The sequence below is a fragment of the Streptomyces sp. NBC_00457 genome, from assembly GCF_036014015.1.
GTDB lineage: Bacteria > Actinomycetota > Actinomycetes > Streptomycetales > Streptomycetaceae > Streptomyces.
This window is the reverse complement of record NZ_CP107905.1, coordinates 2,359,090-2,384,639: the sequence shown is the minus strand read 5'-3', so window position 1 is coordinate 2,384,639 and position 25,550 is coordinate 2,359,090. Positions and strand designations below refer to the sequence as shown.

The following is a 25,550-nucleotide window of genomic DNA, read 5'->3' as shown; positions in this document are numbered from 1 at the left end:
AGATGAAGGTGTGAACCCGTGACCGAAGGCAAGACAGAGACGCTGCAGTACCGCTTTGACGGGCCAGAACACCTACCAGTCCTGATCCTGGGTCCCTCCCTGGGCACCACCTGGCACATGTGGGACCGGCAGGTCCCCGAGCTGACGAAGCAGTGGCGCGTCTTCCGGTTCGATCTACCGGGACACGGCGGCGCACCGGCGTACCCGGCGGGCTCGGTCGCCGAGGTGGCCGACCGGCTGCTCGCCACGCTGGACGGGCTCGGCGTGCAGCGCTTCGGCTACGCGGGCTGTGCGCTCGGCGGCGCCGTCGGTGTGGAGCTGGCGCTGCGGCACCCGGAGCGCCTCGCCTCGCTCGCGCTGATCGCCGCCTCGCCCCGCTTCGGCACGGCCGACGAGTTCCGGCAGCGCGGGGTGATCGTGCGCACGAACGGGCTCGACCCCATCGCCCGTAGCTCCCCGGACCGCTGGTTCACCGGCGGGTTCGCCGCCGCGCAGCCCGCGATCACCGAGTGGGCGGTGCAGATGGTGCGCACCACCGACCCCGGCTGCTACATAGCCGCCTGCGAGGCGCTCGCCTCCTTCGACGTCCGGCCGGAACTAGGCCGCGTCGGCGTCCCCACCCTCGTGCTCGTCGGCTCGGAGGACCAGGTCACCGGCCCCGCCGAGGCCCGCACCCTGGTCGCCGGAATACCGGACGCGCGGCTCGCGGTGGTCCCCGGCGCCTCCCACCTGGTGCCCGTCGAACAGCCCGCCGCCGTCACCGACCTACTCGTCCGGCACTTCTCCACCGCCTGGCAGCCCGCCTACGACACCTCCACCGGCCAGGTCGCCATCCAGGCCACCCCGGTCAAGCCGGTCCTGGCCGCACCGCCGCAGCCCGCGCCCATCGCCGAGATCGCCGCGGCCGTCGTACCGCCGCAGCCCACGGGGCGGCCCGATCCGTACGAAGCCGGGCTCAAGGTGCGCCGCGAGGTGCTCGGCGACGCGCATGTCGACCGGGCGCTGGCGCAGGCCGACGAATTCTCCGGGGACTTCCAGGAGTTCATCACCCGGTATGCGTGGGGCGAGATCTGGGACCGACCAGGACTCGACCGACGGGCCCGCAGCTGCGTCACCCTCACCGCCCTGGTCGCGGGCGGCCACCTGGACGAGCTCGCCTTCCACACCCGGGCGGCCCTGCGCAACGGCCTCACCCCCCTCGAGATCAAGGAAGTGCTGCTGCAGGCGGCCGTCTACTGCGGCGTACCGGCGGCGAACAGCGCGTTCAAGGTGGCTCAGCAGGTCATCCGCGAGGAGACCACGCCCACGGAGTGATCCCGCGGCGCCCCGGAGGCAGGATGGTGTCATGAAGCTGACGAAGAAGTCGCACTCCTGTATCCGCCTCGAGAAGGACGGGCGGACGCTCGTCCTCGACCCCGGGGGATTCAGCGAGGAGGACGCCGCGGTCGGCGCGGACGCGATCCTCGTCACCCACGAGCACCCCGACCACTTCAACGAGGAGCGGCTGCGGTCGGCCATGGAGGCCAACCCGGCCGCCGAGATCTGGACCCTCAAGTCCGTCGCGGACAAGATCTCGCCGGCTTTCCCCGGCCGCGTGCACACCGTCGGCCACGGCGACACCTTCACAGCCGCGGGCTTCGACATCCAGGTCCACGGCGAACTGCACGCCGTGATCCACCCGGACATCCCCCGCATCACCAACGTCGGCTACCTCGTCGACGGCGGCCGCGTCTTCCACCCCGGCGACGCCCTCACCGTCCCCGACCGTGCCGTGGACACGCTGATGCTCCCGGTCATGGCCCCCTGGAGCAAGATCTCCGAGGTCATCGACTACGTCCGCGAGGTCAAGCCGCGGCGCGCGTACGACATCCACGACGCCCTGCTCACCGACCTGGCCCGCCCGATCTACGACAACCAGATCGGCGCCCTCGGCGGCGCGGAGCACCTGCGGCTGACGCCGGGGGCGTCGGCGGAGGTCTGAGAACCCCGGGCCGCGTTGTCAGACCCGCCCGGTAGGTTGTGGGACATGCGCATCGCGACCTGGAACGTGAACTCGATCACCGCCCGCCTGCCGAGGCTCCTGGCCTGGCTGGAGAGCAGCGGCACCGACGTGCTCTGCCTCCAGGAGGCCAAGGTCGCCGAGGACCAGTTCCCGTCCGCTCAACTGCGCGAGCTCGGCTACGAGTCGGCGGTCCACGCGACCGGCCGGTGGAACGGCGTGGCGGTGCTCTCCCGCATAGGCCTTGAGGACGTGGTCAAGGGCCTGCCCGGCGACCCCGGCTTCGACGGCGTGGTCGAGCCCCGCGCCATCGCCGCCACCTGCGGCCCGGTCCGCGTCTGGTCGGTGTACGTGCCGAACGGCCGTGAGGTGGACCACCCCCACTACGCCTACAAGCTCCAGTGGTTCGAGGCCCTCAAGGCGACCGTCGCGGGCGACGCGTCCGGCAGCCGCCCGTTCGCGGTGATGGGCGACTACAACGTGGCGCCGACGGACGACGACGTCTACGACGTGTCCGCCTTCGAAGGCTCCACCCACGTCACCCCCGCCGAGCGCGCGGCCCTCGCCTCCCTGCGCGAGGCAGGCCTGTCGGACGTCGTCCCCCGCCCCCTCAAGTACGACCACCCCTTCACGTACTGGGACTACCGCCAGCTCTGCTTCCCCAAGAACCGCGGCATGCGCATCGACCTCGTCTACGGCAACGAGCCGTTCACCAAGGCGGTCAAGGACTCCTACGTGGACCGAGAGGAACGCAAGGGCAAGGGCGCGTCGGACCACGCGCCGGTGGTAGTGGACCTGGAGGTGTAAGCGGCCTGCGCTGGAGCGCCCCGATAGGGGCGCGGGGAACTGCGCGACCAGCCCCCACCGACCCGCAGCTAAATCACCTCCGCGCCTGTGGTGCGCACGGCGGTGCGAATGACAGGCTGGGGGTATGAAGATCCCTTTTCTGGGCGACCGGAGCAAGAAGCCCGGGTTCCCCGACGCCGAGGGCATCGCCGAACTCCTTGCCGAGTGTGAACTGCTGCGCTCCCAGGCGTCCGAGGAGGGCGTCCGACTGGACGACTCCGCCGCCTCGTTGGAGGAACTCGACCAGTTGGTCCCGCGGTGGCGGGACGACGAGGAGATCCTGCCCTGGCTGGGCAACGACGCCGGTCTGTATCTGGGCACCGTGATCGTGCGTACCGTGCCGGGCGCCGCGTGGGAGATCTGGCCCAACGGCCAGCCGGTGATCCGGCTCGCTTCGGGCCGCGAGTTCGATGTCGTCGCCTCCGGCCAGGAATGGGCGTCCAGCGGGGTGCCCGAACTGTCGCAGCTGTACGCGGAGGTCGCGGAGGCGTGACCCTCAGTTTCCCTTGAACTCGCAATTCGCGGTAAATATGGCTAATGCCCGAAAGGTGCGTGTCGTGCGCTTATGCCCCTCTTATCCTGGATAGTTTGCGGCAACCACGACACAGTTGAGAGCGGGGTAGGGGGCAGCAAGTCACAGCGCCAGGCCCGCCCGGCGGCAGCCGGAGATCACTGCTCGCACTGCGGAGGCGAGGAGAAGGTCAGCTGCACGCCGGACGGGTTCCGCCCCTGTGTCGGAGCGCCCGTGGCCGAGCCCGGTGGGACTCAGGAGGCGCGGTGGGAGTTGCGCGGAGCCGCCGGCGCCGGCAGCGGCGTCTGCGCGGTCCGGGTGACATCGTCGACGAGTTCGACCACGTCCGGTCCGTAGGCCTGGGAGTTGATGACCTTCAGCAGCAGGACGAAGGAGTTGCTGCCGTGCTTGCGGGCCAGGCGCTCGTGGTTGCGGGCCAGATAGCGGGTCGCGGCCTGGTTGGTGATGGCGCGCTGGCCGCAGAAGAGGAAGACCGGACGGCTCTGCTTCGGGTCGCCCGCGGTGAGCCGGGCCAGCAGCACGTACTCGGCGACGCCCGCCTCCATGCGGTAGCGCTCGCTGCCGATCTGGAAGGCGCCCCGGTCCGGGCCGGGTTCGGGGTCGATGTTGATCCGTATACCGGGCAGCATCGCGGACATATGGGCCAGCATGCGCCGGTTCGACCCCGGCCCGCCCACACAGAACTCCGTACGCTCGCCGAAACCCTGATGGGCAGCGTCCTGCGTGATCACCTGGGTGTGCGCGCCGCAGTCCTTGATCAGCGCGGACAGCTCCAGCAGGGCGAACACGTCGAAGCGGTGCACCGCCGGTTCGGAGGTGGCCGGGTCGCGGTTGACGACGAGCAGGGACTCCGAGTTCTCCGGCAGCCCGAAGAAGGCCTGCTTGCGGCGGAGTTTCCGCTTCCACACATAGGTCCGGGCCAGCCAGCCGAGCGCGGCACTGATGCCCGCGGCCACCACGCCGAGGACGATGTTGCGTACGTCGTCATTCATGGGCGCGCATGGTAGCGGGTGCTCCTGACGGGGGCATGTCGATCCATTAGGCTGCGCGAACGGTCCCTGACTGGAGGTGCGGATGCGTCGTTCCGTCGCACGCAAGCTGTCGGTCCTGGCGGTCTCGGTCGCCATGATGTCGGTGGGGGCGGCGGCGCCTCCCGCCGCTTCCCGTCCGGCCGTCGAGAAGGTCCCCGTCGCCGTCGGCTACGGCGGCGCCGTCGCCAGCGTCGACGCGGACGCCTCCGCCGCCGGTATCGAGGTCCTGAAGCGGGGTGGCAACGCCGTCGACGCGGCCGTGGCCACGGCCGCCGCGCTCGGCGTCACCGAGCCGTACTCCTCCGGCATCGGCGGAGGCGGCTACTTCGTCTACTACGACGCCAAGTCCCGTACGGTGCACACGATCGACGGCCGTGAGACCGCGCCCCTGACCGCCGACTCGCAGCTCTTCGTGGAGAACGGCACGGCGATCCCCTTCGCCGAGGCCGTCAGCAGCGGCCTGAGTGTCGGAACCCCGGGCACGCCTGCCACCTGGCAGAAGGCGCTGGACAAGTGGGGGAGCAGGGGGCTGGGCACCCTGCTGAAGCCGGCGGAGCGACTCGCGCGTGACGGCTTCGTCGTCGACGACACCTTCCGCACGCAGACCGCCGCCAACGAGACCCGGTTCCGCTACTTCCCGGACACCGCCGAGCTGTTCCTGCCGAACGGCGCGCTTCCTGTCGTCGGCTCCACCTTCAAGAACCCCGATCTCGCCCGCACCTACGCGGAGTTGGCGAAGAAGGGTGTCGGCGCGCTCTACCGGGGCGACTTGGCCGAGGACATCGTCGACACGGTCAACAACCCGCCCGTGGAGCCGAGTTCGGGCTGGAACGCCCGCCCCGGCGACCTGTCCGCCAAGGATCTCGCCGCCTATCGCACCAAGCTCCAGGCCCCGACCAAGTCCTCGTACCGCGGTCTCGGCGTCTACTCCATGGCGCCGTCGTCCTCCGGCGGCACGACGGTCGGTGAGGCCCTCAACATCCTGGAGAACACCGACCTGTCGAAGGCGAGCGAGGTGCAGTACCTGCACCGCTACATCGAAGCGAGCCGGATCGCGTTCGCGGACCGGGGGCGCTGGGTCGGCGACCCCGCCTTTGAGGACGTACCGACGAAGGAGCTGCTGTCCCAGCGGTACGCCGATTCGCGGGAGTGCCTCATCAGGGACGACGCGGTGCTGACGAGCCCGGTCGCGCCGGGCGACCCGCGCGATCCGGCGGCCTGCGACACGGGAGGCACGGCGGCCCCGACCACGTACGAGGGCGACAGCACGACCCACCTCACGGTGGCCGACAAGTGGGGCAACGTCGTCTCGTACACGCTGACCATCGAGCAGACCGGCGGCAGCGGCATCACGGTCCCGGGCCGTGGCTTCATCCTCAACAACGAGCTGACGGACTTCTCCTTCACCCCGGCCAGTCCGGCCGTCCACGACCCGAACCTGCCGGGTCCGGGCAAGCGCCCGCGCTCGTCCATGTCCCCGACGATCGTCCTCGACCAGCACGGCAAGCCGGTCGTGGCGCTCGGGTCGCCCGGTGGGGCCACCATCATCACGACCGTGCTGCAGACGCTGACCGGGTTTGTCGACCGAGGCCTGCCGCTGGTCGACGCGATTGCTGCGCCGCGGGCCAGTCAGCGCAACCAGACGACCACCGAGCTCGAACCGGGGCTGTGGAGCAGTCCGTTGAAGGGGCAGTTGGAAGCGATCGGGCACGGCTTCCGGCAGAACGCCGAGATCGGGGCGGCGACGGGTGTGCAGCGGTTGCCGGGTGGGAAGTGGCTGGCTGCTGCGGAGAAGGTGCGGCGGGGTGGTGGGTCCGCGCAAGTGGTGTACCCCGCGCCGTAGGGGTCTGCGGGTGTGTGGGGGCTGGTCGCGCAGTTCCCCGCGCCCCTGACGGGGCGTCTCAGGCCAAGTTGCTTGGATTGTTCTGTGGGTGGAACCTCAAGCGGTCGGCCTCCGTGTCCACCGTTACCCGGTCGCCCTCCTTGACTCGGCCGTCCAGGAGTAGGCGGGACAGTTCGTTGTCGACCTCTCGCTGGATCGTGCGGCGCAGTGGCCTTGCGCCGTATTCGGGCTGGTAGCCGCGTTCCGCGAGCCAGTCGACGGCTGTGTCGGTGAAGTCGACGGTGACGCCCTGGGCGTGCAGGAGGCGGCGGGTGCGTTCCAGCAGGAGGGTGGTGATCTGGCGTAGTTGGTCGCCTGTCAGCTGGCGGAAGAACACGATCTCGTCGATGCGGTTGAGGAACTCGGGCCGGAAGTGCTCGCGCAGCGGACGCAGGATCTGTTCGCGCCGGGCCTCCTCGTCGGCCTCGGTGCCGCCCGCTCCGAAGCCGATGCCCGCGCCGCGTCGGGTGATGGCCTCGGAGCCGAGGTTGCTGGTCATCACGATGACCGTGTTGGTGAAGTCCACGGTGCGGCCCTGGGCGTCGGTCAGCCGGCCGTCGTCCAGGACCTGGAGGAGGATGTTGAAGACGTCCGGGTGCGCCTTCTCCACCTCGTCGAGGAGGAGGAGGGAGTACGGGTGGCGGCGGACCACCTCGGTGAGCTGGCCGGCCTCCTCGTGGCCGACGTAGCCGGGCGGGGCGCCGACCAGGCGGCTGACCGTGTGCCGTTCCTGGTACTCGCTCATGTCGAGGCGGACCATCCGCTCCTCGCTGGCGAACAGGGCCTCGGCGAGCGCGCGGGCCAGTTCGGTCTTGCCGACGCCGGTCGGGCCGAGGAAGAGGAAGCTGCCGATCGGCCGGTCCGGGCTGGCGAGTCCGGCGCGGGAGCGCAGTACCGCGTCGGCGACCACGCGGACCGCCTCGTCCTGGCCGACGACCCGCTGGTGCAGATGCTCCTCCAGGCCGAGCAGCCGGTCCTTCTCCTCCTCGGTCAGGCTGCTCACCGGGATGCCGGTCTGCCGGGACACCACCTCGGCGATCGCTTCCGCGGTGACCTCCAGGTCCTGTCCCTCGTCGGCCTTTCCTTCCCCGGTGTCGGTGATCTGCCGCTTCAGTTCGCCGATCCGGTCGCGCAGCTGCGTGGCCGTCTCGTACTGCTCGTCCGCGACCGCCTGGTCCTTGTCCCGGGTGAGCTGCTCGACCTCGCGCTCCAGGACCCGTACGTCCGTGCCCTTCGTCCGGGCGCGCAGCCGCACCCGGGCGCCCGCCTGGTCGATCAGGTCGATCGCCTTGTCCGGCAGCCGGCGGTCGGTGAGATAGCGGTCGGACAGCTCCACGGCGGCGACCAGGGCTTCGTCGGCGTAGCGGACCTGGTGGTGGGCCTCGTAGCGGTCGCGCAGGCCGCGCAGGATCTCGATCGCGTCCGCGGCGGTCGGCTCGGGCACCAGGATCGGCTGGAAGCGGCGGGAGAGCGCCGCGTCCTTCTCGATCCTGCGGTACTCCTCCAGCGTGGTCGCGCCCACGATGTGCAGCTCGCCGCGGGCCAGCGCGGGCTTGAGGATGTTGCCCGCGTCCATGGACCCGCCGCCCTCGCCGCCTCCGCCGGCGCCGACCACGGTGTGCAACTCGTCGATGAAGACGATCAGTTGGTCGGAGTGGGAGCCGATCTCACCCACGATGTTGTGCATCCGCTCCTCGAAGTCGCCCCGGTAGCGGGTACCCGCGACCACGCCCGTCAGGTCCAGCGCCACGACCCTGCGCCCGCTGAGTACGTCCGGCACGTCACCGTCGGCGATGCGCTGGGACAGGCCCTCGACGACCGCCGTCTTGCCGACGCCCGCGTCACCGATCAGCACGGGGTTGTTCTTGCCGCGCCGGGAGAGGACCTCGATGGTCTGCTCGATCTCCTCCTCCCGTCCGATCACCGGGTCGATCCGGCCCTGGCGGGCCAGGTCGGTGAGATCACGGCCGTACTTGTCCAGCGTCGGTGTCCCGGTGACGCGCGGCCGTTCGGCGCGGGGCGGGGTGGCGTCCGGGGGCTCCGGCGGCAGGCCGGTGGGGGCGAAGCGGGCCGCGTTGAGGATGTGCCCGGCGGCCGAGTCGGGGTTTGCCGCCAGCGCGCTGAGTACGTGCTCCGGGCCGATGTAGCCGGTGCCGCGCGTCCGGGCCAGCTCGTGCGCGTCCAGCAGGGCACGCTTGACCGCGGGGGTCAGGGACAGCGCGGTGGGCGGCGGGGCCTCCTCCGGGGCGTGCTGGACCGGGCCCGAGCGCTCGTCGATCTCCGAGGCGAGGGAGTCGGGGTCCGCGCCGGCCCGGGCGAGCAGGGTCCGCGTGGGCTCGGTCGCGAGTGCGGCACGCAGCAGGTGCTGGGTGTCCAGATCGCGGCTGCCGTGCTCGGCGGCGTACTGGGCGGCGCCGCGGACCAGCTCGCGGGCGGGTTGGCTCAGCAGGCGGCCGATGTCGATCTGACGGGGGGCGGGGCGGGGGCCGCCGAAGAAGCGGGCGAGGAATTCGCTGAGGGGGTCGGAGTCGAAGCCGCTGGTCATCGCATGTCCGTTCCGCTGATCGACGTGCTGGTGCGGACGAGTGCCCAATGCCGGGCCCGGCTACACGTGGGCTCCCTCAACACCTTGGCACGGTCGATAGGCGGCGGCATGTCGGGCGCCTACTGTTCCGGGTCGTGATCTTGGTTTGCGGGTGCGGGTTGTTCGTGGTTGCTCGCGCAGTTCCCCGCGCCCCTTACGGGGCGCTTCACTACCGTTCGGTCAAGATGCGGGGGCCTGTTTCCGTGATTGCCACCGTGTGTTCTGCGTGGGCTGCCCTTGAACCGTCGTTTGTTTTTAGGGTCCAGCCGTCTGGGGCTGCGTGGTAGTGGTCCTTGCCGCCGGCCAGGAGCATGGGTTCGATGGCGATGGCCATGCCGTGGCGGAGGGGGAGGCCGCGGCCGGGGCGGCCCTCGTTCGGGATGGAGGGGTCCTCGTGCATGTGGCGGCCGATGCCGTGGCCGCCGAAGCCCTGGGGGATGCCGTAGCCGGCGGCGCGGCAGATGGTGCCGATGGCGTGGGCGATGTCGCCGATGCGGTTGCCGACCACGGCTGCCTCGATGCCGGCGGCGAGGGCGCGCTCGGCGGTCTCGATCAGGCGGAGGTCGGCGGGGCGTGGCTTGCCGACGATGAAGCTGATCGCCGAGTCGCCGACCCAGCCGTCGAGTTCGGCGCCGCAGTCGATGGAGACGAGGTCGCCGTCGCGCAGCCGGTAGCGGGTCGGGATGCCGTGCACGATCGCGTCGTTGACGGAGGCGCAGATGACGGCGGGGAAGGGGACGGGGGCGAAGGAGGGGCGATAGCCGAGGAACGGTGATGTCGCGCCCGCGCCGTCCAGCACCTCACGCGCCACCTCGTCCAGCTCCAGCAGGGAAACACCCACGTCAGCGGCTTTTCGTACGGCTGTCAGGGCCTGGCCGACGACCTGGCCGGCCGTGTACATCGCATCGATCGAAGTGTCCGTCTTCAGTTCCACCATGCCAATTACTATACCGGTATTAGAATGGTGGCATGGTACGCACCCCACTGACTCCACAAGAGCGTGAACGCGGCGAGCGGCTCGGCCGGCTGCTGCGTGAGGCGCGCGGCGGCCGCAGCATGGCCGACGTCGCGGCGAGCGCCGGGATCTCCGCCGAGACGCTGCGCAAGATCGAGACCGGACGGGCCCCGACGCCGGCCTTCTTCACCGTGGCGGCGCTGGCCGGGGCGCTCGGTCTGTCGATGGACGAGCTGGCGGGGGGTTGCGTACTCGCGGCGGCGGCGTGATGGTCCGCGTTCGCATGGCGGTGACCGGATTCGGTCACCGCCACAACTCCTGTGCAAGGAGACTCCTGCTCACCCGTGGAAAACACCCTGTAGCGTTCCCGTAACACGGCTGGTGTTGCCTACGGACCGGAGTGTTCCGGTCTGGCAGGAGTTGAGCGATGACTGTGGATCAACTCCCGGGGCGGATGCGGGAGTTCGCGAACTACCTGGACGGTCTGCTGGCACGCCTGGATCAGGGCGCCGGCTGGTGCGCGGTGTTCTGGCAACGCGACCCCGACGGTATGCGGGCCTGTCTCGACGGACGCGAAATCCCGCCCTGGGACGTGATGGAGGCGCTCCTGCAGGACCTCGCCGCCGACTACGGCCCCGATGTCGCCGCTCCCGAAGAGGACCGGGCCCGCTCCCTGCACGCCGCCGCGCTCAACGCCCATGACGCCCGTCCTGGCGCCCGCGACGCCCTCGGGGACCGCCTGGACGTGATGCTCCGCGAACAGCGCTACGCCGCCGAACGGCAGGCCGAGTTGGGCCGTTTGCTCGCCTCCGCGACGACCCGCGAACAGGCCGACGCCGTCCGCCTCGACCTCGCCTGGGCCCGCGACGACCACGACCGCGCCACCGCCCGTTGCGCCGAACTCCGTTCCCGTATCGCGGAGTTGGACCGCAGATCGATCGGCGGACAGGCGGCGGCGATCCGCCGGGGCGGCGGGCAGGGGACATACGGGGACGGCGCGGGGGCCGGTGGGCAGGGTGCGTACGGCGACGGCACGGGGGTGCGGCGCCGCGGTGCGTACGACGGTGGCGGAAGGGGTGCCTACGACGGTGCCGGCAGTGGTGCCTACGACGACGTGTTCCCGCAGCCCGGCGATTCCCGCGGCGCCCGGCAGCACGCGGAAGCGCACCGGATGCCGCAGCAGCGCACCGCGCAGTCCCCGGGCTCCGCGTATGGTCCGCAGGATCCCGATGGCTGGCCCGCACCCACCTCCGGGCACGCGTCGGGTCCTGCCCAGCACGTGAATCCGGTACACGGCGAAACCCGGGGCCCTGGAGGTCCCGCCTCGCAGGAAGCCGAGGACGTGGGGCGCGGTCGAGGCCCGGCCCACGTGAATCCGATGTACGGCGACACCCGAGGCACTGGAGGTCCCGCCCCGCAGGAAGCCGAGGACGCCGGGCACGATCGGAGCCGGACCGCGAGGACCGCGCATCCCGACCCGGCCCCGGAACAGCCCGCGCAGCCCTCCCCACAGCCCGCCCCCAAGCAACGCAAGCGGCGCCGGGGCGGTGCGCGGTACGCCGGGATGGTGCAGGAAGAGGCCGTCCCCGTCGTCGTAGCCCCGGACGCCGTCGTGCCGGTGCTGCCCGAGCCGCCCGTCGCGGGCGGGCGTACGCCGCGCGGGGCCCGGTTCGCCGGGGTCGCCGCGGAGGAGGCGTCGGCGCCGGAACCGCAGGGCGAGACGGTGGGCTCGGAGGCGCGGCGGCAGGTCGTCGGGACGGTCGAGACGCTGGCGCGGCTGCGGGCCGAGGGGCGTAGCGGCGAGGCGCATGTGCTGCTCGTCGAGGCCGCCTACTGGCCCGCCGACCACTTTCCGCTGCTCGCCGCCGAGATGCAGCGGGCCGGGTTCGGAGCCGACTGGGCGACGCTGCTGTGGGAGGCGGCCTCGCTGCCCGCCGACCGGCTGGTAGCCGCCGCCGACGCGCTGGCCGCGGCGGGGCGCACGGCGGACGGGGAGCAGATCCTGCGGCAGGGCGTGGCGCGGCCCGCCGCCGAGATCGGGCAGGCCGTGCTCGGGCTGGCCCGTGAGGGGCGGGGGCGCGAGGTCCGGGCGCTGCTGGACGCCTATGTCCGGGTCCGCACCCCGGAGGAGGCCGCGCGCAGCGCCGAGCCCGAGCCGCAGACGCTCGTACCGCTGCTGCTGGAGGCCGCACAGGGCGTGTCGGAGGAGCGCCACTGGGACCTCGTCCACGCTCTCCGGGTCGCCGGATTCGCCGCCTGACATGTACACCAGTACGGACGGGGAGGTCATCTGACTCACCCGCGGGAGTGTGAAACGTGATCGACTCAGCGGGTTAACGACGATGGTCTTGGCAAGGCTGTCCGCGAGGCTTACTTTCGACCCTCTACGGCAGTGTCTACGTGCGTAGAGGCTCTGACGTCCCGTCGAAGGAGCAGCTCATGGCCAACGTCGTTCGTGCCGCTCTGGTCCAGGCCACCTGGACCGGCGACACCGAGTCCATGGTGGCGAAACACGAGGAGTACGCCCGGGAGGCGGCTCGCCGGGGCGCCAAGATCATCGGTTTCCAGGAAGTCTTCAACGCGCCCTACTTCTGCCAGGTCCAGGAGCCCGAGCACTACCGCTGGGCCGAGCCGGTGCCCGACGGGCCGACCGTGCGTCGTATGCAGGATCTCGCGCGCGAGACCGGCATGGTGATCGTCGTCCCGGTCTTCGAGGTCGAGCAGTCCGGTTTCTACTACAACACCGCGGCCGTGATCGACGCCGACGGCACCTTCCTCGGCAAGTACCGCAAGCATCACATCCCGCAGGTCAAGGGCTTCTGGGAGAAGTACTACTTCAAGCCCGGCAACGTCGGCTGGCCCGTCTTCGACACCGCCGTAGGGAAGGTGGGCGTCTATATCTGCTACGACCGCCACTTCCCGGAGGGCTGGCGGCAACTCGGCCTGAACGGGGCCCAGTTGGTGTACAACCCCTCGGCCACCTCGCGCGGTCTGTCCGCCCACCTGTGGCAGCTGGAGCAGCCCGCTGCCGCCGTCGCCAACGAGTACTTCGTCGCCGCGATCAACCGGGTCGGGCAGGAGGAGTACGGCGACAACGACTTCTACGGGACGTCGTACTTCGTCGACCCGCGCGGGCAGTTCGTGGGGGAGACCGCGAGCGACAAGGGCGAGGAACTCGTCGTCCGCGACCTCGACTTCGACCTCATCGAAGAGGTACGGCAGCAGTGGGCCTTCTACCGCGACCGACGGCCCGACGCCTACGAGGGGCTGGTGCAGCCGTGACCAAGGACCTGCTGGGACGCCACCGCGCCGTCCTGCCCGACTGGCTCGCCCTCTACTACGAGGACCCGCTGGAGCTCACCCACGGCGAGGGACGGTACGTCTGGGACGCCGCGGGCAACCGCTATCTCGACTTCTTCGGCGGAATCCTGACCACCATGACCGCGCACGCGCTGCCCGAGGTGACGAAGGCGGTGAGCGAACAGGCCGGGCGGATCATCCATTCCTCCACGCTCTACCTCAACCGGCCGATGGTCGAACTGGCCGAGCGGATCGCCCAGTTGTCCGGCATCCCGGACGCCCGCGTCTTCTTCACCACCTCCGGCACGGAGGCCAACGACACCGCCCTGCTGCTCGCGACGACATACCGCCGCAGCAACACGATCCTCGCCATGCGCAACAGCTACCACGGCCGCTCCTTCAGCGCCGTCGGCATCACCGGCAACCGCGGCTGGTCCCCGACCTCGCTGTCCCCGCTGCAGACGCTGTACGTCCATGGCGGCGTCCGCACCCGCGGCCCGTACGCCTCCCTGAGCGACGCCGAGTTCATCGAGGCCTGCGTCGAGGACCTGACGGACCTCCTCGGCCACACCCGCCCGCCCGCCGCGCTGATCGCCGAGCCGATCCAGGGCGTCGGCGGCTTCACCTCCCCGCCGGACGGGCTGTACGCCGCCTTCCGCGAGGTGCTCGACGAGCGCGGCATCCTGTGGATCGCCGACGAGGTGCAGACCGGCTGGGGCCGCACCGGCGAGCACTTCTGGGGCTGGCAGGCGCACGGCCAGAGCGGTCCGCCCGACATCCTCACCTTCGCCAAGGGCATCGGCAACGGCATGTCCATCGGCGGGGTCGTCGCCCGCGGCGAGATCATGAACTGCCTGGACGCCAACTCCATTTCGACCTTCGGCGGCACCCAGATCACCATGGCGGCGGGGCTTGCGAACCTGACGTATCTGCTGGAGCACGACCTCCAGGGCAACGCCCGGCGCGTCGGCGGACTGCTCATCGAGCGGCTGCGGGCCGTCACGGCGCAGATTCCCGGCGTACGGGAGGTGCGCGGGCGCGGGCTGATGATCGGCGTCGAGCTGGTCAGGCCCGGCACGGACCAGGCCGACCCGGACGCCGCGAGCGCCGTGCTGGAGGCGGCCCGCGAGGGCGGGCTGCTGCTCGGCAAGGGCGGCGGCCACAACACCAGCGGCCTGCGGATCGCCCCGCCGCTGTCCCTGACCGTCGCGGAGGCCGAGGAGGGCGCCGCGATCCTCGAACACGCTCTGAGGAGCACCCAGTAGCAGAACCTGAGCAAGGGATCACGCCATGACCACCACCGCCTTCGAGACCTTGGCGACCCTGGAACCCACTCTGTCGGTGCGCCAGGTGCTCACCCTGGAGCGGGTGCTCGCCGGGGAGCCCGAGGTGGTGGCCGGCGCGAGCCAGCTCGACCGGCCCGTGCGCTGGGTCCATGTCGCCGAGGCCGCCGACGTGGGCGTGATGCTCAGCGGCGGCGAGATGGTGCTGACCACGGGCGTGCTGCTGGCCGGGGACGAGGACAAGCAGGCCGAGTACATCCGGTCCCTGCACCGCGCGGAGGCCGCGGCCGTGGTCCTCGGACTCGGCCGCGCCTTCCCGGCCCCGCCGGACGTGATGCGCCGGGCGGCCGAGCGGTGCGGGCTGCCGATGGTCGTGCTCCATCGCCCGTTCCCCTTCGCCGAGTTGACCGAGGAGGTGCAGTCCCGGCTGGTGCGGCGGAAGTTCGCCGCGGTCAGCCTCTCCGAGGCCGTACGGACCGCGCTCACCGGACTCATCACCGCGGGCGCCCCGCTGCAACGCCTGCTCGACGAGGTCGCCCACCACAGCGCCTGTCCCGTCGTCGTCACCAACCTCGCCCACCGCGTCCTCGCCACAGCGGGGGAGCGGCCCGCGGTGGACGACGTGCTGCGCGACTGGGAGCGGATCGCGCGGCAGGCGGGCGGGAGCGAGGGGGACGGCTGGATCCGCGCCGAGCTGGGCGGGCGCGGGGAGCGGTGGGGGCAGATCATGCTCTGCGGGTACCGCGGCGACACGGCCTCCGGACGGCTGCTCGCCGACCGTGCCGCCGAGGCCCTCGTGCTGCACCGCATGCTCGGCGGCGGCACGGCGCACTCCTGGGAGGAGGAGTCGGCGCAGGGTCTGCTCACCGATCTGGTGAGCGGTGTCGTACCGGCCAGGCAGCTGCTGCCCCGGGCACGGGCGGCCGGGCTCCCGGTCAACCGGCGGACCTTCGTGCCGCTCGTCGTGCGTGACGGCGATCCGGCCCAACTCGACCGGATGCTCCGCCTGTTGGGGCTGTCCGGCCTGGTCGCCGAACTCGCCGACGGCGCCACCGCCGTCCTGCTCAGCCTGGCCCGGGACCAGGACGCCGAGGGGATGACGGCGCACTTCGCGGCGCGGCTGCGGACCGAGTCGGGGTCGGGGGAGTCCGTGGTCGCCGCGGCCGGTCCGCGGATCGCCTGGGACGACGTACCGGCCGGACTGCGCGAGGCACAGCACGTCGCCGACGCCGTGGCGGACTCCTCGGCGGTCCTGGACCTACCGGCCGTCGTACGCCTGAAGGACGTACATCTGCGGGGCCTGATCCGGCTGCTGCGCGACGACCCGCATGTGCAGTCCTTCGCGGAGCGGGAGCTGGACGGGCTGCTGTGCGAGCCGGAGGAGGACCTGCTGGCCGTCCTGCGGACGTATCTCGCCTCCGGCCGCAACAAGTCCCGCACCGCCCAGCTCCACCACGTCTCGCGGCCCGCGCTGTACCGCCGGCTCGAGGCGATACAGGGGCGGCTCGGCGTCGACCTCGACGACTTCGAGCAGGCCGCCTCGGTGCACATCGCACTCCTCGCGCACGACGCGCAACAGGGCTGAAACATGCGACGACCTGGGAAAACGGCGGTGAAACATGGGCCCACGACAGGGTGACACCGTGACACGCCGCACCCCCGCAGACGTGACACCGTGCAACTCAATCCGGCTCTTCGGACTTCTTAGGCTCCTCGCACACCGAGCGACCGGAGGTCCCGATGAGCAGAGTGATTCGTGCCGCCCTCTTCCAGACCGCGTGGACGGGCGACAAGGAGTCGATGATCCAGGTACACGAGCAGGCGGTCCGGGACGCGGCCGCGCAGGGTGCTCAAGTCCTGTGCTTCCAGGAGCTGTTCTACGGGCCCTACTTCTGCCAGGTCCAGGACAAGGCCTTCTACGAGTACGCGGAAGCGGTCCCGGAGGGCCCGATCGTCCGGCGCTTCCAGGCGCTCGCCGAGGAACACGGCATCGTGCTCATCCTGCCGATGTACGAGGAGGAGCAGCCCGGCGTCCTCTACAACACGGCCGCCGTGATCGACGCGGACGGCTCCTACCTCGGCAAGTACCGCAAGCATCACATCCCTCAAGTGCCGGGATTCTGGGAGAAGTTCTACTTCCGCCCCGGGAACGTCGGCTGGCCGGTCTTCGACACGGCCGTAGGGAAGATCGGCGTCTACATCTGCTACGACCGGCACTTCCCGGAAGGCTGGCGGGCACTGGGTCTCGCCGGTGCCGAGATCGTCTTCAACCCGTCGGCCACCTCGCGCGGCCTGTCCGCCTACCTGTGGCAACTGGAGCAGCCCGCTGCCGCCGTCGCCAACGAGTACTTCGTCGGTGCGATCAACCGGGTCGGTGTCGAGGAGTACGGCGACAACGACTTCTACGGCACGACGTACTTCGTCGACCCGGAGGCGCAGTTCGTGGGGGAGGTAGCGAGCGACAAGGAGACCGAACTGGTCGTACGCGACCTCGACATGGCCAAGCTCCGCGAGGTCCGCGACCGCTGGCAGTTCTACCGCGACCGCCGCCCGGAGGCGTACGGCCCCCTGACCGCACCATGATCGGAAGCGGTACCCGCGCCCCGCAGGGGCGCGGGGAACTGCGCGACCAGCCACACACGACCCGCACTCGACCACAACCCAGCGGAGTCAGCCCATGAACACCCGTACCGTCATCCGCGGCGGCCTCGTCATCACCGCATCCGACGAGATCCACGCCGACGTCCTGATCGAGGACGGCCGTATCGCCGCCCTCGCCACCTCCGGCACCCCCGCCGCCGAGGCCTGGACGGCCGACCGGGTCATCGACGCCACCGGGAAGTATGTGATCCCGGGCGGGGTCGACGCCCACACCCACATGGAGCTGCCGTTCGGCGGCACCTTCGCCTCCGACACCTTCGAGACCGGCACCCGGGCCGCCGCCTGGGGCGGTACGACGACGATCGTCGACTTCGCGGTGCAGAGCGTGGGCCACAGCCTCCGCGAGGGCCTCGACACCTGGCACGCCAAGGCCGAGGGCAACTGCGCCATCGACTACGCCTTCCACATGATCGTCTCCGATGTGAACCAGGAGACGCTGAAGGAGATGGACCTTCTGGTGCAGGAGGGGGTGACCTCCTTCAAGCAGTTCATGGCGTATCCGGGCGTCTTCTACTCGGACGACGGCCAGATCCTGCGCGCGATGCAGCGCTCCGCCGAGAACGGCGGGCTGATCATGATGCACGCGGAGAACGGCATCGCGATCGATGTCCTGGTCGAGCAGGCGCTGGCCCGGGGCGAGACCGATCCGCGCTACCACGGCAAGGTCCGCAAGGCCCTCCTCGAAGCCGAGGCCACCCACCGCGCCATCAAGCTCGCGCAGGTCGCCGGTGCGCCCCTGTACGTCGTACACGTCTCGGCGATGGAGGCAGTCGCCGAGCTGGCCCGGGCGCGCGACGAGGGGCTGCCCGTCTTCGGGGAGACCTGCCCGCAGTATCTGTTCCTGTCGACCGACAACCTCGCCGAGCCCGACTTCGAGGGCTCGAAGTACGTCTGCTCCACGCCCCTGCGGCCCAAGGAGCACCAGGCCCACCTCTGGAAGGGCCTGCGCACGAACGACCTCCAGGTGGTCTCCACCGACCACTGCCCCTTCTGCTTCGTAGGTCAGAAGGAGCTGGGCCGGGGCGACTTCTCCAAGATCCCCAACGGTCTGCCGGGCGTCGAGAACCGGATGGACCTGCTCCACCAGGCCGTCGTCGACGGGCACATCAGCCGCCGGCGCTGGATCGAGATCGCCTGCGCCACTCCGGCCCGGATGTTCGGCATGTACCCGAAGAAGGGCACCATCGCGCCGGGCGCCGACGCCGACGTGGTCATCTACGACCCGCACGCCGAGCAGGTCATGTCCGCCGAGACGCACCACATGAACGTCGACTATTCGGCGTACGAGGGCAAGCGCACCACCGGCCGCGTCGAGACGGTGCTGTCGCGGGGCGACGTCGTCATCAACGAGCGGGAGTTTGCGGGGCGCGCCGGCCACGGCCTGTACACGCCCCGCTCAACTTGCCAGTACCTCCGATGAGGTTCCGCCACAGCAACTAGGAGTGGCGCCCGTGACTCCGCCCCCTCAACCTCAGCTGAGCGGGCTTCCAATCCGAAGATTGCGGTCCAGCCCGAACCGACCCTTTGCGGGGCGAAAAAACGCTACCAGATCTTTGCTAGGAGACCGATGGACTTCGGACTTGTCCTCCAAACCGACCCTCCAGCCTCTCGCGTCATCAGCCTGATGAAGCGGGCCGAACGCAACGGCTTCACGTACGGCTGGACCTTCGACTCCGCCGTGCTCTGGCAGGAGCCGTTCGTGATCTACAGCCAGATCCTCGCGAACACCACGAAGCTGACGGTCGGCCCGATGGTCACCAACCCGGGCACCCGCACCTGGGAGGTCACCGCCTCCACCTTCGCCACCCTCAACGACATGTTCGGCAACCGCACCGTGTGCGGCATCGGCCGCGGCGACTCCGCGATGCGCGTCGCGGGTCGCGCCCCGAACACGCTCGCCCGGATCAGCGAGGCCATGAAGGTCATCAGGGCCCTCGGCTCCGGTCAGGAGGCGGACCTCGGGGGCACGGTCGTCAAGTTCCCCTGGATCAAGGAGGACGCCCGACTCCCCGTCTGGATGGCCGCGTACGGGCCGAAGGCGCTGAAGATGACCGGCGAGGAGGCCGACGGGTTCATCCTCCAGCTCGCCGACCTCTACCTGACCGAGTACATGGTGAAGGCGGTCAAGGACGCGGCGGTCGCGGCCGGACGTGACCCGTCCGACGTGAAGATCTGCGTCGCCGCCCCCGCCTACGTCACCGAGGACGACTCGCCCGAAGCCCTCGCCCACGCCCGCGAGCAGTGCCGCTGGTTCGGCGGGATGGTCGGCAACCATGTCGCCGACCTGGTGTCGAAGTACGGCGAGCACTCCGCCGCCGTACCCGACGAACTCACCGACTACATCAAGGCGCGCGAGGGGTACGACTACTCCCACCACGGACGCGCCGACAACCCCGACACCGCGTTCGTGCCCGACGAGATCGTCGACCGGTTCTGCGTCATCGGACCGGTCGAGAAGCACGTCGAGAAGCTGAACGCGCTGCGCGAGCTGGGCGTCGACCAGTTCGCCGTGTACGACATGCACGACGCTCAGGAAGCCACCATCGACGCCTACGGGTCGCAGGTGATCCCGGCCGTCAACGGCTAGCAGTTCACGGGCAGTCGATGCCCGTCCCCCCTTGTACGTCCCCTTCCCGCCGTTCCCGGGAAGGGGGCCCAGGGCGCACACCGCGCACCCCCCTCGGCGCCACCCGCACGGCCTTTCCCCGTCCCGACCTCCCCTGATTGGCCTGCCCATGACCGACACCGCTCCCACGGCCATACCGCCGTCCACCCAAGTCACCCTCGCCGACGGCCGGGTGGAGATCGCTCCGGACGCCCCCGCTCCGGGCGGTGCCTACGCCAACGAGGACCTGCTGCCGGTTCCCGTCGAGAAGCGCACCTGGACCACGTACAACTTCTCCGCGCTGTGGGTCGGCATGGCCCACAACACGGCCTCCTGGACCCTGGCCTCCGGTCTGATCGCCGTCGGCATGGACTGGAAGCAGGCGGTGCTCACCATCGCCCTGGCCAATGTGATCGTGCTGGTCCCGATGCTGCTCACCGGGCACGCGGGACCGAAGTACGGCATCCCCTTCCCGGTGTTCGCGCGCGCCTCCTTCGGCATACGCGGCGCCAACCTCCCTGCTGTCGTACGGGCGTTGGTGGCCTGCGGCTGGTTCGGCATCCAGACCTGGATCGGCGGTGAGGCGATCTACTTCCTCGCCGGAAAGCTCATCGGCAACGGCTGGAGCGACGCCGGCCAGATCGGCGGGTACCCCTGGACGATGTGGCTGTCGTTCGCGATCTTCTGGGCTCTCCAGGTCGCGATCATCTACCGGGGCATGGAGACGATCCGCCGCTTCGAGAACTGGGCGGCGCCGTTCGTGATCGTCGGCGCGCTCGTGATGCTCATATGGATGAGCAACAAGGCCGGCGGCTTCGGCCCGCTCCTCGACCAGCCCTCCAAGCTGGGCTGGGGCGGCGACTTCTGGAAGCTGTTCTGGCCCTCCCTCATGGGCATGATCGGCTTCTGGTCCACCCTGTCGCTGAACATCCCGGACTTCACCCGCTACGGCAAGAGCCAGAAGGCGCAGATGTGGGGCCAGGCGCTCGGCCTGCCCACGACGATGACGCTGTTCGCGTTCCTGTCGGTGATGGTGACGTCCGGCTCGCAGGCGGTGTACGGCGAGCCGATCTGGAACCCGGTCGAGCTGGCCGCCAAGACGGACAACGTGGTGGGTCTGCTGTTCGCGCTGGTGACCGTGCTGGTGGCGACGCTGTCCGTGAACGTCGCGGCCAACCTGGTCTCCCCGGCCTTCGACTTCTCCAACATCGCTCCCCGCAAGATCACTTTCCGGGCCGGTGCGCTCGCGACCTGTGTCATCGGTGTGCTGATCTTCCCGTGGAAGCTGTACTCCGACCCGCAGGGCTACATCTTCACCTGGCTCGGTCTGGTCGGCGGTCTGCTCGGCACGGTCGCCGGCATCCTCATCGCCGACTACTGGATCCTGCGCCGCGCCAAGCTCGACCTTGTCGACCTGTACCGCCCGGGCGGGCAGTACTGGTACGAGGGCGGCTGGAACTGGCGGGCGGTCGTCGCCTTCGTGGTCGGCGGTGTGCTGGCCATCGGCGGCGCCAGCTTCGACCCGCTGATCGACGGCCGGCCCATCCCGGCGCTGTCGTCGCTGGCGGACTACGGCTGGGCGGTGGGCCTGGGCACGTCGATGGTGCTGTACCTGGCCCTGATGCTGCTGCGCGGCCGGGGGAAGACCACGGTCTGACCTGGAGCGGGAGGACGGTCAGCTCTTCTTCTGGCCGTCCTCCAGCGTCGCCACGGCGTCCTTGGCGGCCTTGATGGCACCCTTGTTGATCTCGTCCGTGCTGGGCGCCTTCTTGGACTCGAAGTCGCTGCCGTTGTAGGTGATGACCACCAGCGCGTTGGACGAGCGGACCACCACCACGCCCTCGCGGGTCTGCTGCTTGTCCTGGGTGGTGAGGTTCACCACCGAGTAGCCCGCGTCGCCCAGGCCGGGCACGGCACCGCCGCCGCTGTCGTTGGAGATGCGCTGCTTGTACGACTTCTCCGCCGCCTCCTCCGAGTCCATCACCTCGAAGGACACGTCGAGCCAGCGGTAGTCGTAGCCCTTGAGCGCGTTCCAGGAGCAGGTGCGGCGCACCTTCGAGTCCGTGGACGCGATCTCCTTGCCGGCCGTCTTGGCGCCGGGGACCAGCGACTTGACCGTCTTCACGGGAACGCTGGTGCACGGGGCGGGGGCGGCGTCGTACGCCTTCGACGCCGCCGCGGTGGCGGGTGCGGTCGGCGACTGGGACGCGGTGTCCTGGCCGGCCTTGTTCTCGGCGGCCGGCGTCGAGGGGTCGGACGACAGGGCCCAGCCCGACACGGCGAGCACGGCGACCGGGGCCAGACGCGCGGAGAGGGTGAGCGGCAGGGGTAGCGAACGCACGGCGCACTTCTCGTGGGGGACGGTGCGGAACGGGGTCCGCACTGCGGACGGGACGCCAGTGTCACACGACTCCCTGTGGGTTGAAAGTGCAACTTCGCTCCGTACTTGTGCCGTGACTGAGCCACGTGCAGTAGGGGCAACTATGGGCGTTTTGCTGCACTTTGGTCACGGCGCACGCCTTGGTTACGGTCGGCTACAAGGGGCTCGGCCACCTGGAAGCGGCTGCTCGCCGAGGTCGCCGGGTGGTTCGCGACATACGAGGCGCCGGCGACGTACTACTGGAACGGCTGCACCCTGTGCAAGGCCGGACCCTGGAGCCAGGGGCCGGTCCTGCTCCAGCAGTTGGCGCTGCTCCCGGACGAACTGCCGCCCTACGGGTCCGCCGACTACGACTCAGTGCGCACGCGCGGCGACACCTGCCACCTCGACGTCGCGGCCTGCCCGGCTCGCTCACCCCGGGGTGCCGGCCGCGCACCACGCTCACCGTGGAGTCCGGAACTGCTGGCGCTGAACGCCCGAAGAGGGGTGTTCATCCCGATTCCACCCGCGGTACAGGGGGCGGGCGGGGATTGTCAGTGGTGCGTGCTCTCATGGAGGCATGATCGAGCACACCGAAACCATCGACGAGTTTCTCACGCATCACTCCGCCGACGTGGAAGCCGCGGTCCGCGAGGCGGCCGCCGCCGAGATCATGCCGCGCTTCCGCCGGCTGGCCGCGCACGAGGTCGACCAGAAGAGCGGCCCGCACGACCTGGTCACGGACGCCGACCGCAAGGCCGAGCAGTACCTCACCGAGGCACTCGGCAAGCTGCTGCCCGGCTCCGTCGTGGTCGGGGAGGAAGCGGTGCACGCCAACCCGGCGACGTACGAGGCGATACAGGACGACGCCCCCGTCTGGATCGTCGACCCCGTCGACGGCACACGGCAGTTCGTGCACGGCGACTCCGGCTTCTGCACCCTGGTCGCGCTCGCCCGGCGCGGCGTGGTGCTCGCCTCCTGGACCTACGCGCCGGCGCGCGACCAACTGGCCACGGCCGTCCGGGGCGGCGGCGCCTTCCTCGACGGCGAGCGGCTGCACGCCGGTCCTCCCGCCCCCGGCCGGGACCTCCGCATCGCCACCTCCCACCCGGACTACACGACGGACGACCAGAAGCGCGCGCTGCTCAGCCTGTGGACGGACGGCGTCGCACCGCGCGCCTGCGGCTCGGCGGGACTGGAGTATCTCGCCGTCGCCCGCGGCGAGTCGGACGCCGTCGCCTTCTCCTGGGAGGCCGCCTGGGATCACGCGGCGGGCCTGCTGCTGGTCGAGGAGGCGGGCGGCGCCCACCTGACGCTCTCGGGGGAGCCGTTCCGCGTCACGGGCGGGAACACGCTGCCGTTCACCGCGGCGCGCGACGAGGCCACGGCCCGCCGGATCGTGGAGCTGCTGTCCGAGCCGTACCCGTGGATCCGATGACGGCGCCCTGACCCGGCTCCGCTCCCCCCGACGCCCGCCCGGCCCCACCGCGGCGCGAGGGCTGTCAGCGCCCCGGCATATCCTGATCCTTCAGTGGCCATCGGCTGACAAAGGAGTCCGAAGGTGCCGTCGATGCTCGATGCGGTCGTGGTGGGTGCGGGGCCGAACGGACTGACGGCCGCCGTGGAGCTGGCCCGGCGCGGCTTCTCCGTGGCCGTCTTCGAGGCCCGCGACACCGTGGGTGGGGGCGCCCGCACCGAGGAGCTGACCCTCCCCGGCTTCCGCCACGACCCGTGCTCCGCCGCGCACCCCCTCGGCATCAACTCACCGGCGTTCCGGGCCATGCCCCTGGAGCGGCACGGCCTGGAGTGGCTGCACGCCGAGCTGCCCATGGCGCACCCCTTCACCGACGGCACCGCCGCCGTGCTGTCCCGGTCGGTCGCCGAGACGGCCGCATCGTTCGGGCCACGCGACGCGGGCACCTACCGCAGGCTGGTCGAGCCCTTCCTGCCCAGGTGGGACACGCTCGCCCACGACTTCATGTCACTGCCGCTCACCTCGCTGCCCCGGGACCCGGTGACCCTCGCCCGCTTCGGCCTCGTCGGCCTGCCCCCGTCGACCTGGCTGACCCGCCGCTTCCGCGACGAACGCGCGAAGACGCTGTTCGCCGGACTCGTGGCCCACGTCATGGCCCCGCTGAACGGCATTCTGACCGGCGGCATCGGCCTGGTCTTCGCCCTCGCCGCGCACGCCCGCGGCTGGCCGGTGGCCCGCGGCGGCTCCCAGTCGATCTCCGACGCGCTCACCTCGTATCTGAAGGACCTCGGCGGCACCGTCCACACCGACTACGAGGTCAAGCGCCTCGACGACCTGCCGCCCGCCCGCGCCTACGTCTTCGACACCTCACCCACCGCCCTGGCGCGTATCGCCGGCTTCGGGCGGTACTACGAGGGCTTTCGCTACGGCCCCGGAGTCTTCAAGGTCGATTACGCGCTGGACGGCCCGGTGCCGTGGACCGCGCCTGAGGCCCGTGCCGCCGGGACCGTGCAGATCGGCGCGGACAGCGCGGAGATCGGCGCCGCCCTGCACGCCGCGTCCCGGGAGGGCCGGGCACCCGACAAACCGTTCATGATCACGGTCCAGCCCAGTGTCGTCGACCCCACCCGGGCTCCGGCCGGGAAGCAGGTCTTCTGGGCGTACGGCCATGTCCCCAGCGGCTGGACCGGCGACCTCACCGACGCCATCGAGCGCCAACTGGAGCGCTTCGCACCGGGATTCCGCGACCGCGTCCTCGCCCGCGCGACCGCGGGCCCGCCCGAGCTGGCCGCCCGCAACGCCAACTACGTCGGCGGCGACATCGCCTCCGGCGCCGTCTCCGGACTCCAGACCCTGCTGCGGCCCAAGCTGTCCCTGTTCCCGTACAGCACCCCCCACCCGGCCGTCTTCATCTGCTCCTCGGCCACCCCGCCCGGACCCGGAGTGCACGGCATGTCGGGGCACAACGCGGCGAAGGCGGTCTGGAGGAAGCTGAGGCAGACATGACCACCATCACCCTCGTCCAGGGCGACATCACCCGGCAGACCGCCGACGCGATCGTCAACGCGGCGAACTCCTCCCTGCTCGGCGGAGGCGGCGTGGACGGCGCCATCCACCGCCGCGGCGGCCCCGCGATCCTCGAGGAGTGCCGGGCGCTGCGCGCGGCCCAGTACGGCAAGGGTCTGCCCACCGGCCAGGCGGTCCCCACGACGGCGGGCGCACTGGACGCCCACTGGGTGATCCACACCGTTGGTCCCGTCTTCAGCCAGACCGAGGACCGTTCCGCCCTCCTCGCCTCCTGCTACCGCGAATCCCTGCGGGTGGCCGACGAGTTGGGCGCCCGCACCGTCGCGTTCCCGGCCATCTCCACGGGCGTCTACCGCTGGCCGATGGAGGACGCGGCCCGGATCGCGCTGGAGATGGTGAGGGCAACGAACACGCAGGTCGAGGAGATCAGGTTCGTACTCTTCGACGACCGGGCGTACAAGGCGTTCGCGGCACATATCGACTGACGAACAGCTGGGCGCCCCAAAGGGGCG

Annotated in this window: 21 protein-coding genes and 1 pseudogene; 18 read left to right on the top strand and 4 right to left on the bottom strand. The window is 70.7% G+C overall.

All coding sequences use genetic code 11. The features are described 5' to 3' along the window. Positions 1-18 precede the first annotated feature (18 nt). From pcaDC to OG828_RS10885, 4 genes are all read left to right on the top strand, one after another. A complete protein-coding gene (pcaDC, locus tag OG828_RS10900; protein ID WP_328353193.1) occupies positions 19-1,314 on the top strand; it encodes a bifunctional 3-oxoadipate enol-lactonase/4-carboxymuconolactone decarboxylase PcaDC in 1,296 nt (431 codons plus the stop codon). 31 nt (positions 1,315-1,345) lie between these two features. Next, positions 1,346-1,981, top strand: a complete 636-nt coding sequence (locus OG828_RS10895) for an MBL fold metallo-hydrolase (RefSeq protein WP_328437680.1) — start codon at positions 1,346-1,348, stop codon at positions 1,979-1,981. A gap of 45 nt (positions 1,982-2,026) precedes the next feature. Beyond that, the gene (locus OG828_RS10890) at positions 2,027-2,806 is read left to right on the top strand and encodes an exodeoxyribonuclease III (RefSeq protein WP_328500978.1); all 780 of its coding nucleotides are present in this window, start codon (positions 2,027-2,029) and stop codon (positions 2,804-2,806) included. A gap of 124 nt (positions 2,807-2,930) precedes the next feature. After that, positions 2,931-3,338 (top strand): DUF6278 family protein, encoded by a 408-nt coding sequence (locus OG828_RS10885; protein WP_328353185.1) that lies wholly within the window; start codon positions 2,931-2,933, stop codon positions 3,336-3,338. 272 nt (positions 3,339-3,610) lie between these two features. On the opposite strand, the gene OG828_RS10880 is transcribed toward OG828_RS10885, so the two are convergent. Continuing rightward, positions 3,611-4,369 (bottom strand): hypothetical protein, encoded by a 759-nt coding sequence (locus tag OG828_RS10880; RefSeq protein ID WP_328500977.1) that lies wholly within the window; start codon positions 4,367-4,369, stop codon positions 3,611-3,613. 82 nt (positions 4,370-4,451) lie between these two features. Between OG828_RS10880 and ggt the strand changes: the two genes are divergently transcribed. After that, complete coding sequence (ggt, locus tag OG828_RS10875) at positions 4,452-6,251, top strand: gamma-glutamyltransferase (protein WP_328500976.1); 1,800 nt, start codon at positions 4,452-4,454, stop codon at positions 6,249-6,251. Between the two features lie 58 nt (positions 6,252-6,309). On the opposite strand, the gene OG828_RS10870 is transcribed toward ggt, so the two are convergent. Further along, entirely contained in the window at positions 6,310-8,835 is a 2,526-nt protein-coding gene (locus OG828_RS10870) for an ATP-dependent Clp protease ATP-binding subunit (RefSeq protein ID WP_328437678.1), read from the bottom strand. A gap of 208 nt (positions 8,836-9,043) precedes the next feature. Continuing rightward, positions 9,044-9,811 carry a type I methionyl aminopeptidase gene (gene map / locus OG828_RS10865; protein WP_328353173.1) on the bottom strand — a complete coding sequence of 256 codons (768 nt, stop codon included), beginning with the start codon at positions 9,809-9,811 and terminating at the stop codon, positions 9,044-9,046. 32 nt (positions 9,812-9,843) lie between these two features. Here map and OG828_RS10860 point away from each other — a divergent pair, with 32 nt between their 5' ends. The 9 genes from OG828_RS10860 (at position 9,844) to OG828_RS10820 (ending at position 21,335) form a co-directional block, all read left to right on the top strand. Continuing rightward, positions 9,844-10,098: a helix-turn-helix domain-containing protein gene (locus tag OG828_RS10860; protein ID WP_210571873.1), complete on the top strand. Its 255-nt coding sequence runs from the start codon at positions 9,844-9,846 to the stop codon at positions 10,096-10,098. A gap of 158 nt (positions 10,099-10,256) precedes the next feature. Next, on the top strand, positions 10,257-12,089 hold the full coding sequence (locus OG828_RS10855; RefSeq protein ID WP_328500975.1) for a hypothetical protein: 1,833 nt from the start codon (positions 10,257-10,259) through the stop codon (positions 12,087-12,089). Between the two features lie 179 nt (positions 12,090-12,268). Continuing rightward, the gene (locus OG828_RS10850) at positions 12,269-13,111 is read left to right on the top strand and encodes a nitrilase-related carbon-nitrogen hydrolase (RefSeq protein WP_328353165.1); all 843 of its coding nucleotides are present in this window, start codon (positions 12,269-12,271) and stop codon (positions 13,109-13,111) included. Beyond that, positions 13,108-14,394, top strand: a complete 1,287-nt coding sequence (locus OG828_RS10845) for an aspartate aminotransferase family protein (RefSeq protein WP_328500974.1) — start codon at positions 13,108-13,110, stop codon at positions 14,392-14,394. Before OG828_RS10850 ends, OG828_RS10845 begins: the two co-directional genes overlap by 4 nt. Positions 14,395-14,419: 25 nt before the next feature. Then, positions 14,420-15,997 carry a PucR family transcriptional regulator gene (locus tag OG828_RS10840; RefSeq protein WP_328500973.1) on the top strand — a complete coding sequence of 526 codons (1,578 nt, stop codon included), beginning with the start codon at positions 14,420-14,422 and terminating at the stop codon, positions 15,995-15,997. Between the two features lie 155 nt (positions 15,998-16,152). Then, the gene (locus tag OG828_RS10835; protein ID WP_328437674.1) at positions 16,153-16,995 is read left to right on the top strand and encodes a nitrilase-related carbon-nitrogen hydrolase; all 843 of its coding nucleotides are present in this window, start codon (positions 16,153-16,155) and stop codon (positions 16,993-16,995) included. Positions 16,996-17,089: 94 nt separating this feature from the next. Next, positions 17,090-18,493: a dihydropyrimidinase gene (gene hydA, locus OG828_RS10830; RefSeq protein ID WP_328500972.1), complete on the top strand. Its 1,404-nt coding sequence runs from the start codon at positions 17,090-17,092 to the stop codon at positions 18,491-18,493. A 147-nt stretch (positions 18,494-18,640) separates the two neighbouring features. Continuing rightward, a complete protein-coding gene (locus tag OG828_RS10825) occupies positions 18,641-19,660 on the top strand; it encodes a TIGR03842 family LLM class F420-dependent oxidoreductase (RefSeq protein WP_328500971.1) in 1,020 nt (339 codons plus the stop codon). A 148-nt stretch (positions 19,661-19,808) separates the two neighbouring features. Continuing rightward, positions 19,809-21,335, top strand: coding sequence for an NCS1 family nucleobase:cation symporter-1 (locus tag OG828_RS10820; RefSeq protein ID WP_328437673.1), 1,527 nt, complete (start codon positions 19,809-19,811; stop codon positions 21,333-21,335). An 18-nt stretch (positions 21,336-21,353) separates the two neighbouring features. Here the strand turns inward: OG828_RS10820 and OG828_RS10815 are convergent, their stop codons facing one another. Continuing rightward, the gene (locus tag OG828_RS10815) at positions 21,354-22,019 is read right to left on the bottom strand and encodes a hypothetical protein (RefSeq protein WP_328437672.1); all 666 of its coding nucleotides are present in this window, start codon (positions 22,017-22,019) and stop codon (positions 21,354-21,356) included. A 228-nt stretch (positions 22,020-22,247) separates the two neighbouring features. Here OG828_RS10815 and OG828_RS49505 point away from each other — a divergent pair. The 4 genes and pseudogenes from OG828_RS49505 to OG828_RS10800 form a co-directional block, all read left to right on the top strand. Further along, positions 22,248-22,454, top strand: a pseudogene (locus OG828_RS49505) (gamma-glutamyltransferase family protein); the annotation flags it as partial. Positions 22,455-22,617: 163 nt separating this feature from the next. After that, the gene (locus OG828_RS10810) at positions 22,618-23,475 is read left to right on the top strand and encodes an inositol monophosphatase family protein (protein WP_328500970.1); all 858 of its coding nucleotides are present in this window, start codon (positions 22,618-22,620) and stop codon (positions 23,473-23,475) included. Positions 23,476-23,607: 132 nt separating this feature from the next. Then, a complete protein-coding gene (locus tag OG828_RS10805; RefSeq protein WP_328371726.1) occupies positions 23,608-25,017 on the top strand; it encodes a phytoene desaturase family protein in 1,410 nt (469 codons plus the stop codon). Continuing rightward, entirely contained in the window at positions 25,014-25,523 is a 510-nt protein-coding gene (locus OG828_RS10800) for an O-acetyl-ADP-ribose deacetylase (RefSeq protein WP_328500969.1), read from the top strand. Before OG828_RS10805 ends, OG828_RS10800 begins: the two co-directional genes overlap by 4 nt. Positions 25,524-25,550 lie beyond the last annotated feature (27 nt).

Coding starts and splice junctions, on each gene's coding strand:
- OG828_RS10895 (WP_328437680.1), top strand. CDS start 1,346: ATGAAGCTGACGAAGAAGTCGCACTCCTGTATCCGCCTCGAGAAGGAC.
- OG828_RS10890 (WP_328500978.1), top strand. CDS start 2,027: ATGCGCATCGCGACCTGGAACGTGAACTCGATCACCGCCCGCCTGCCG.
- OG828_RS10885 (WP_328353185.1), top strand. CDS start 2,931: ATGAAGATCCCTTTTCTGGGCGACCGGAGCAAGAAGCCCGGGTTCCCC.
- OG828_RS10880 (WP_328500977.1), bottom strand. CDS start 4,369: ATGAATGACGACGTACGCAACATCGTCCTCGGCGTGGTGGCCGCGGGC.
- ggt (WP_328500976.1), top strand. CDS start 4,452: ATGCGTCGTTCCGTCGCACGCAAGCTGTCGGTCCTGGCGGTCTCGGTC.
- OG828_RS10870 (WP_328437678.1), bottom strand. CDS start 8,835: ATGACCAGCGGCTTCGACTCCGACCCCCTCAGCGAATTCCTCGCCCGC.
- map (WP_328353173.1), bottom strand. CDS start 9,811: ATGGTGGAACTGAAGACGGACACTTCGATCGATGCGATGTACACGGCC.
- OG828_RS10860 (WP_210571873.1), top strand. CDS start 9,844: ATGGTACGCACCCCACTGACTCCACAAGAGCGTGAACGCGGCGAGCGG.
- OG828_RS10855 (WP_328500975.1), top strand. CDS start 10,257: ATGACTGTGGATCAACTCCCGGGGCGGATGCGGGAGTTCGCGAACTAC.
- OG828_RS10850 (WP_328353165.1), top strand. CDS start 12,269: ATGGCCAACGTCGTTCGTGCCGCTCTGGTCCAGGCCACCTGGACCGGC.
- OG828_RS10840 (WP_328500973.1), top strand. CDS start 14,420: ATGACCACCACCGCCTTCGAGACCTTGGCGACCCTGGAACCCACTCTG.
- OG828_RS10835 (WP_328437674.1), top strand. CDS start 16,153: ATGAGCAGAGTGATTCGTGCCGCCCTCTTCCAGACCGCGTGGACGGGC.
- hydA (WP_328500972.1), top strand. CDS start 17,090: ATGAACACCCGTACCGTCATCCGCGGCGGCCTCGTCATCACCGCATCC.
- OG828_RS10825 (WP_328500971.1), top strand. CDS start 18,641: ATGGACTTCGGACTTGTCCTCCAAACCGACCCTCCAGCCTCTCGCGTC.
- OG828_RS10820 (WP_328437673.1), top strand. CDS start 19,809: ATGACCGACACCGCTCCCACGGCCATACCGCCGTCCACCCAAGTCACC.
- OG828_RS10810 (WP_328500970.1), top strand. CDS start 22,618: ATGATCGAGCACACCGAAACCATCGACGAGTTTCTCACGCATCACTCC.
- OG828_RS10805 (WP_328371726.1), top strand. CDS start 23,608: ATGCTCGATGCGGTCGTGGTGGGTGCGGGGCCGAACGGACTGACGGCC.
- OG828_RS10800 (WP_328500969.1), top strand. CDS start 25,014: ATGACCACCATCACCCTCGTCCAGGGCGACATCACCCGGCAGACCGCC.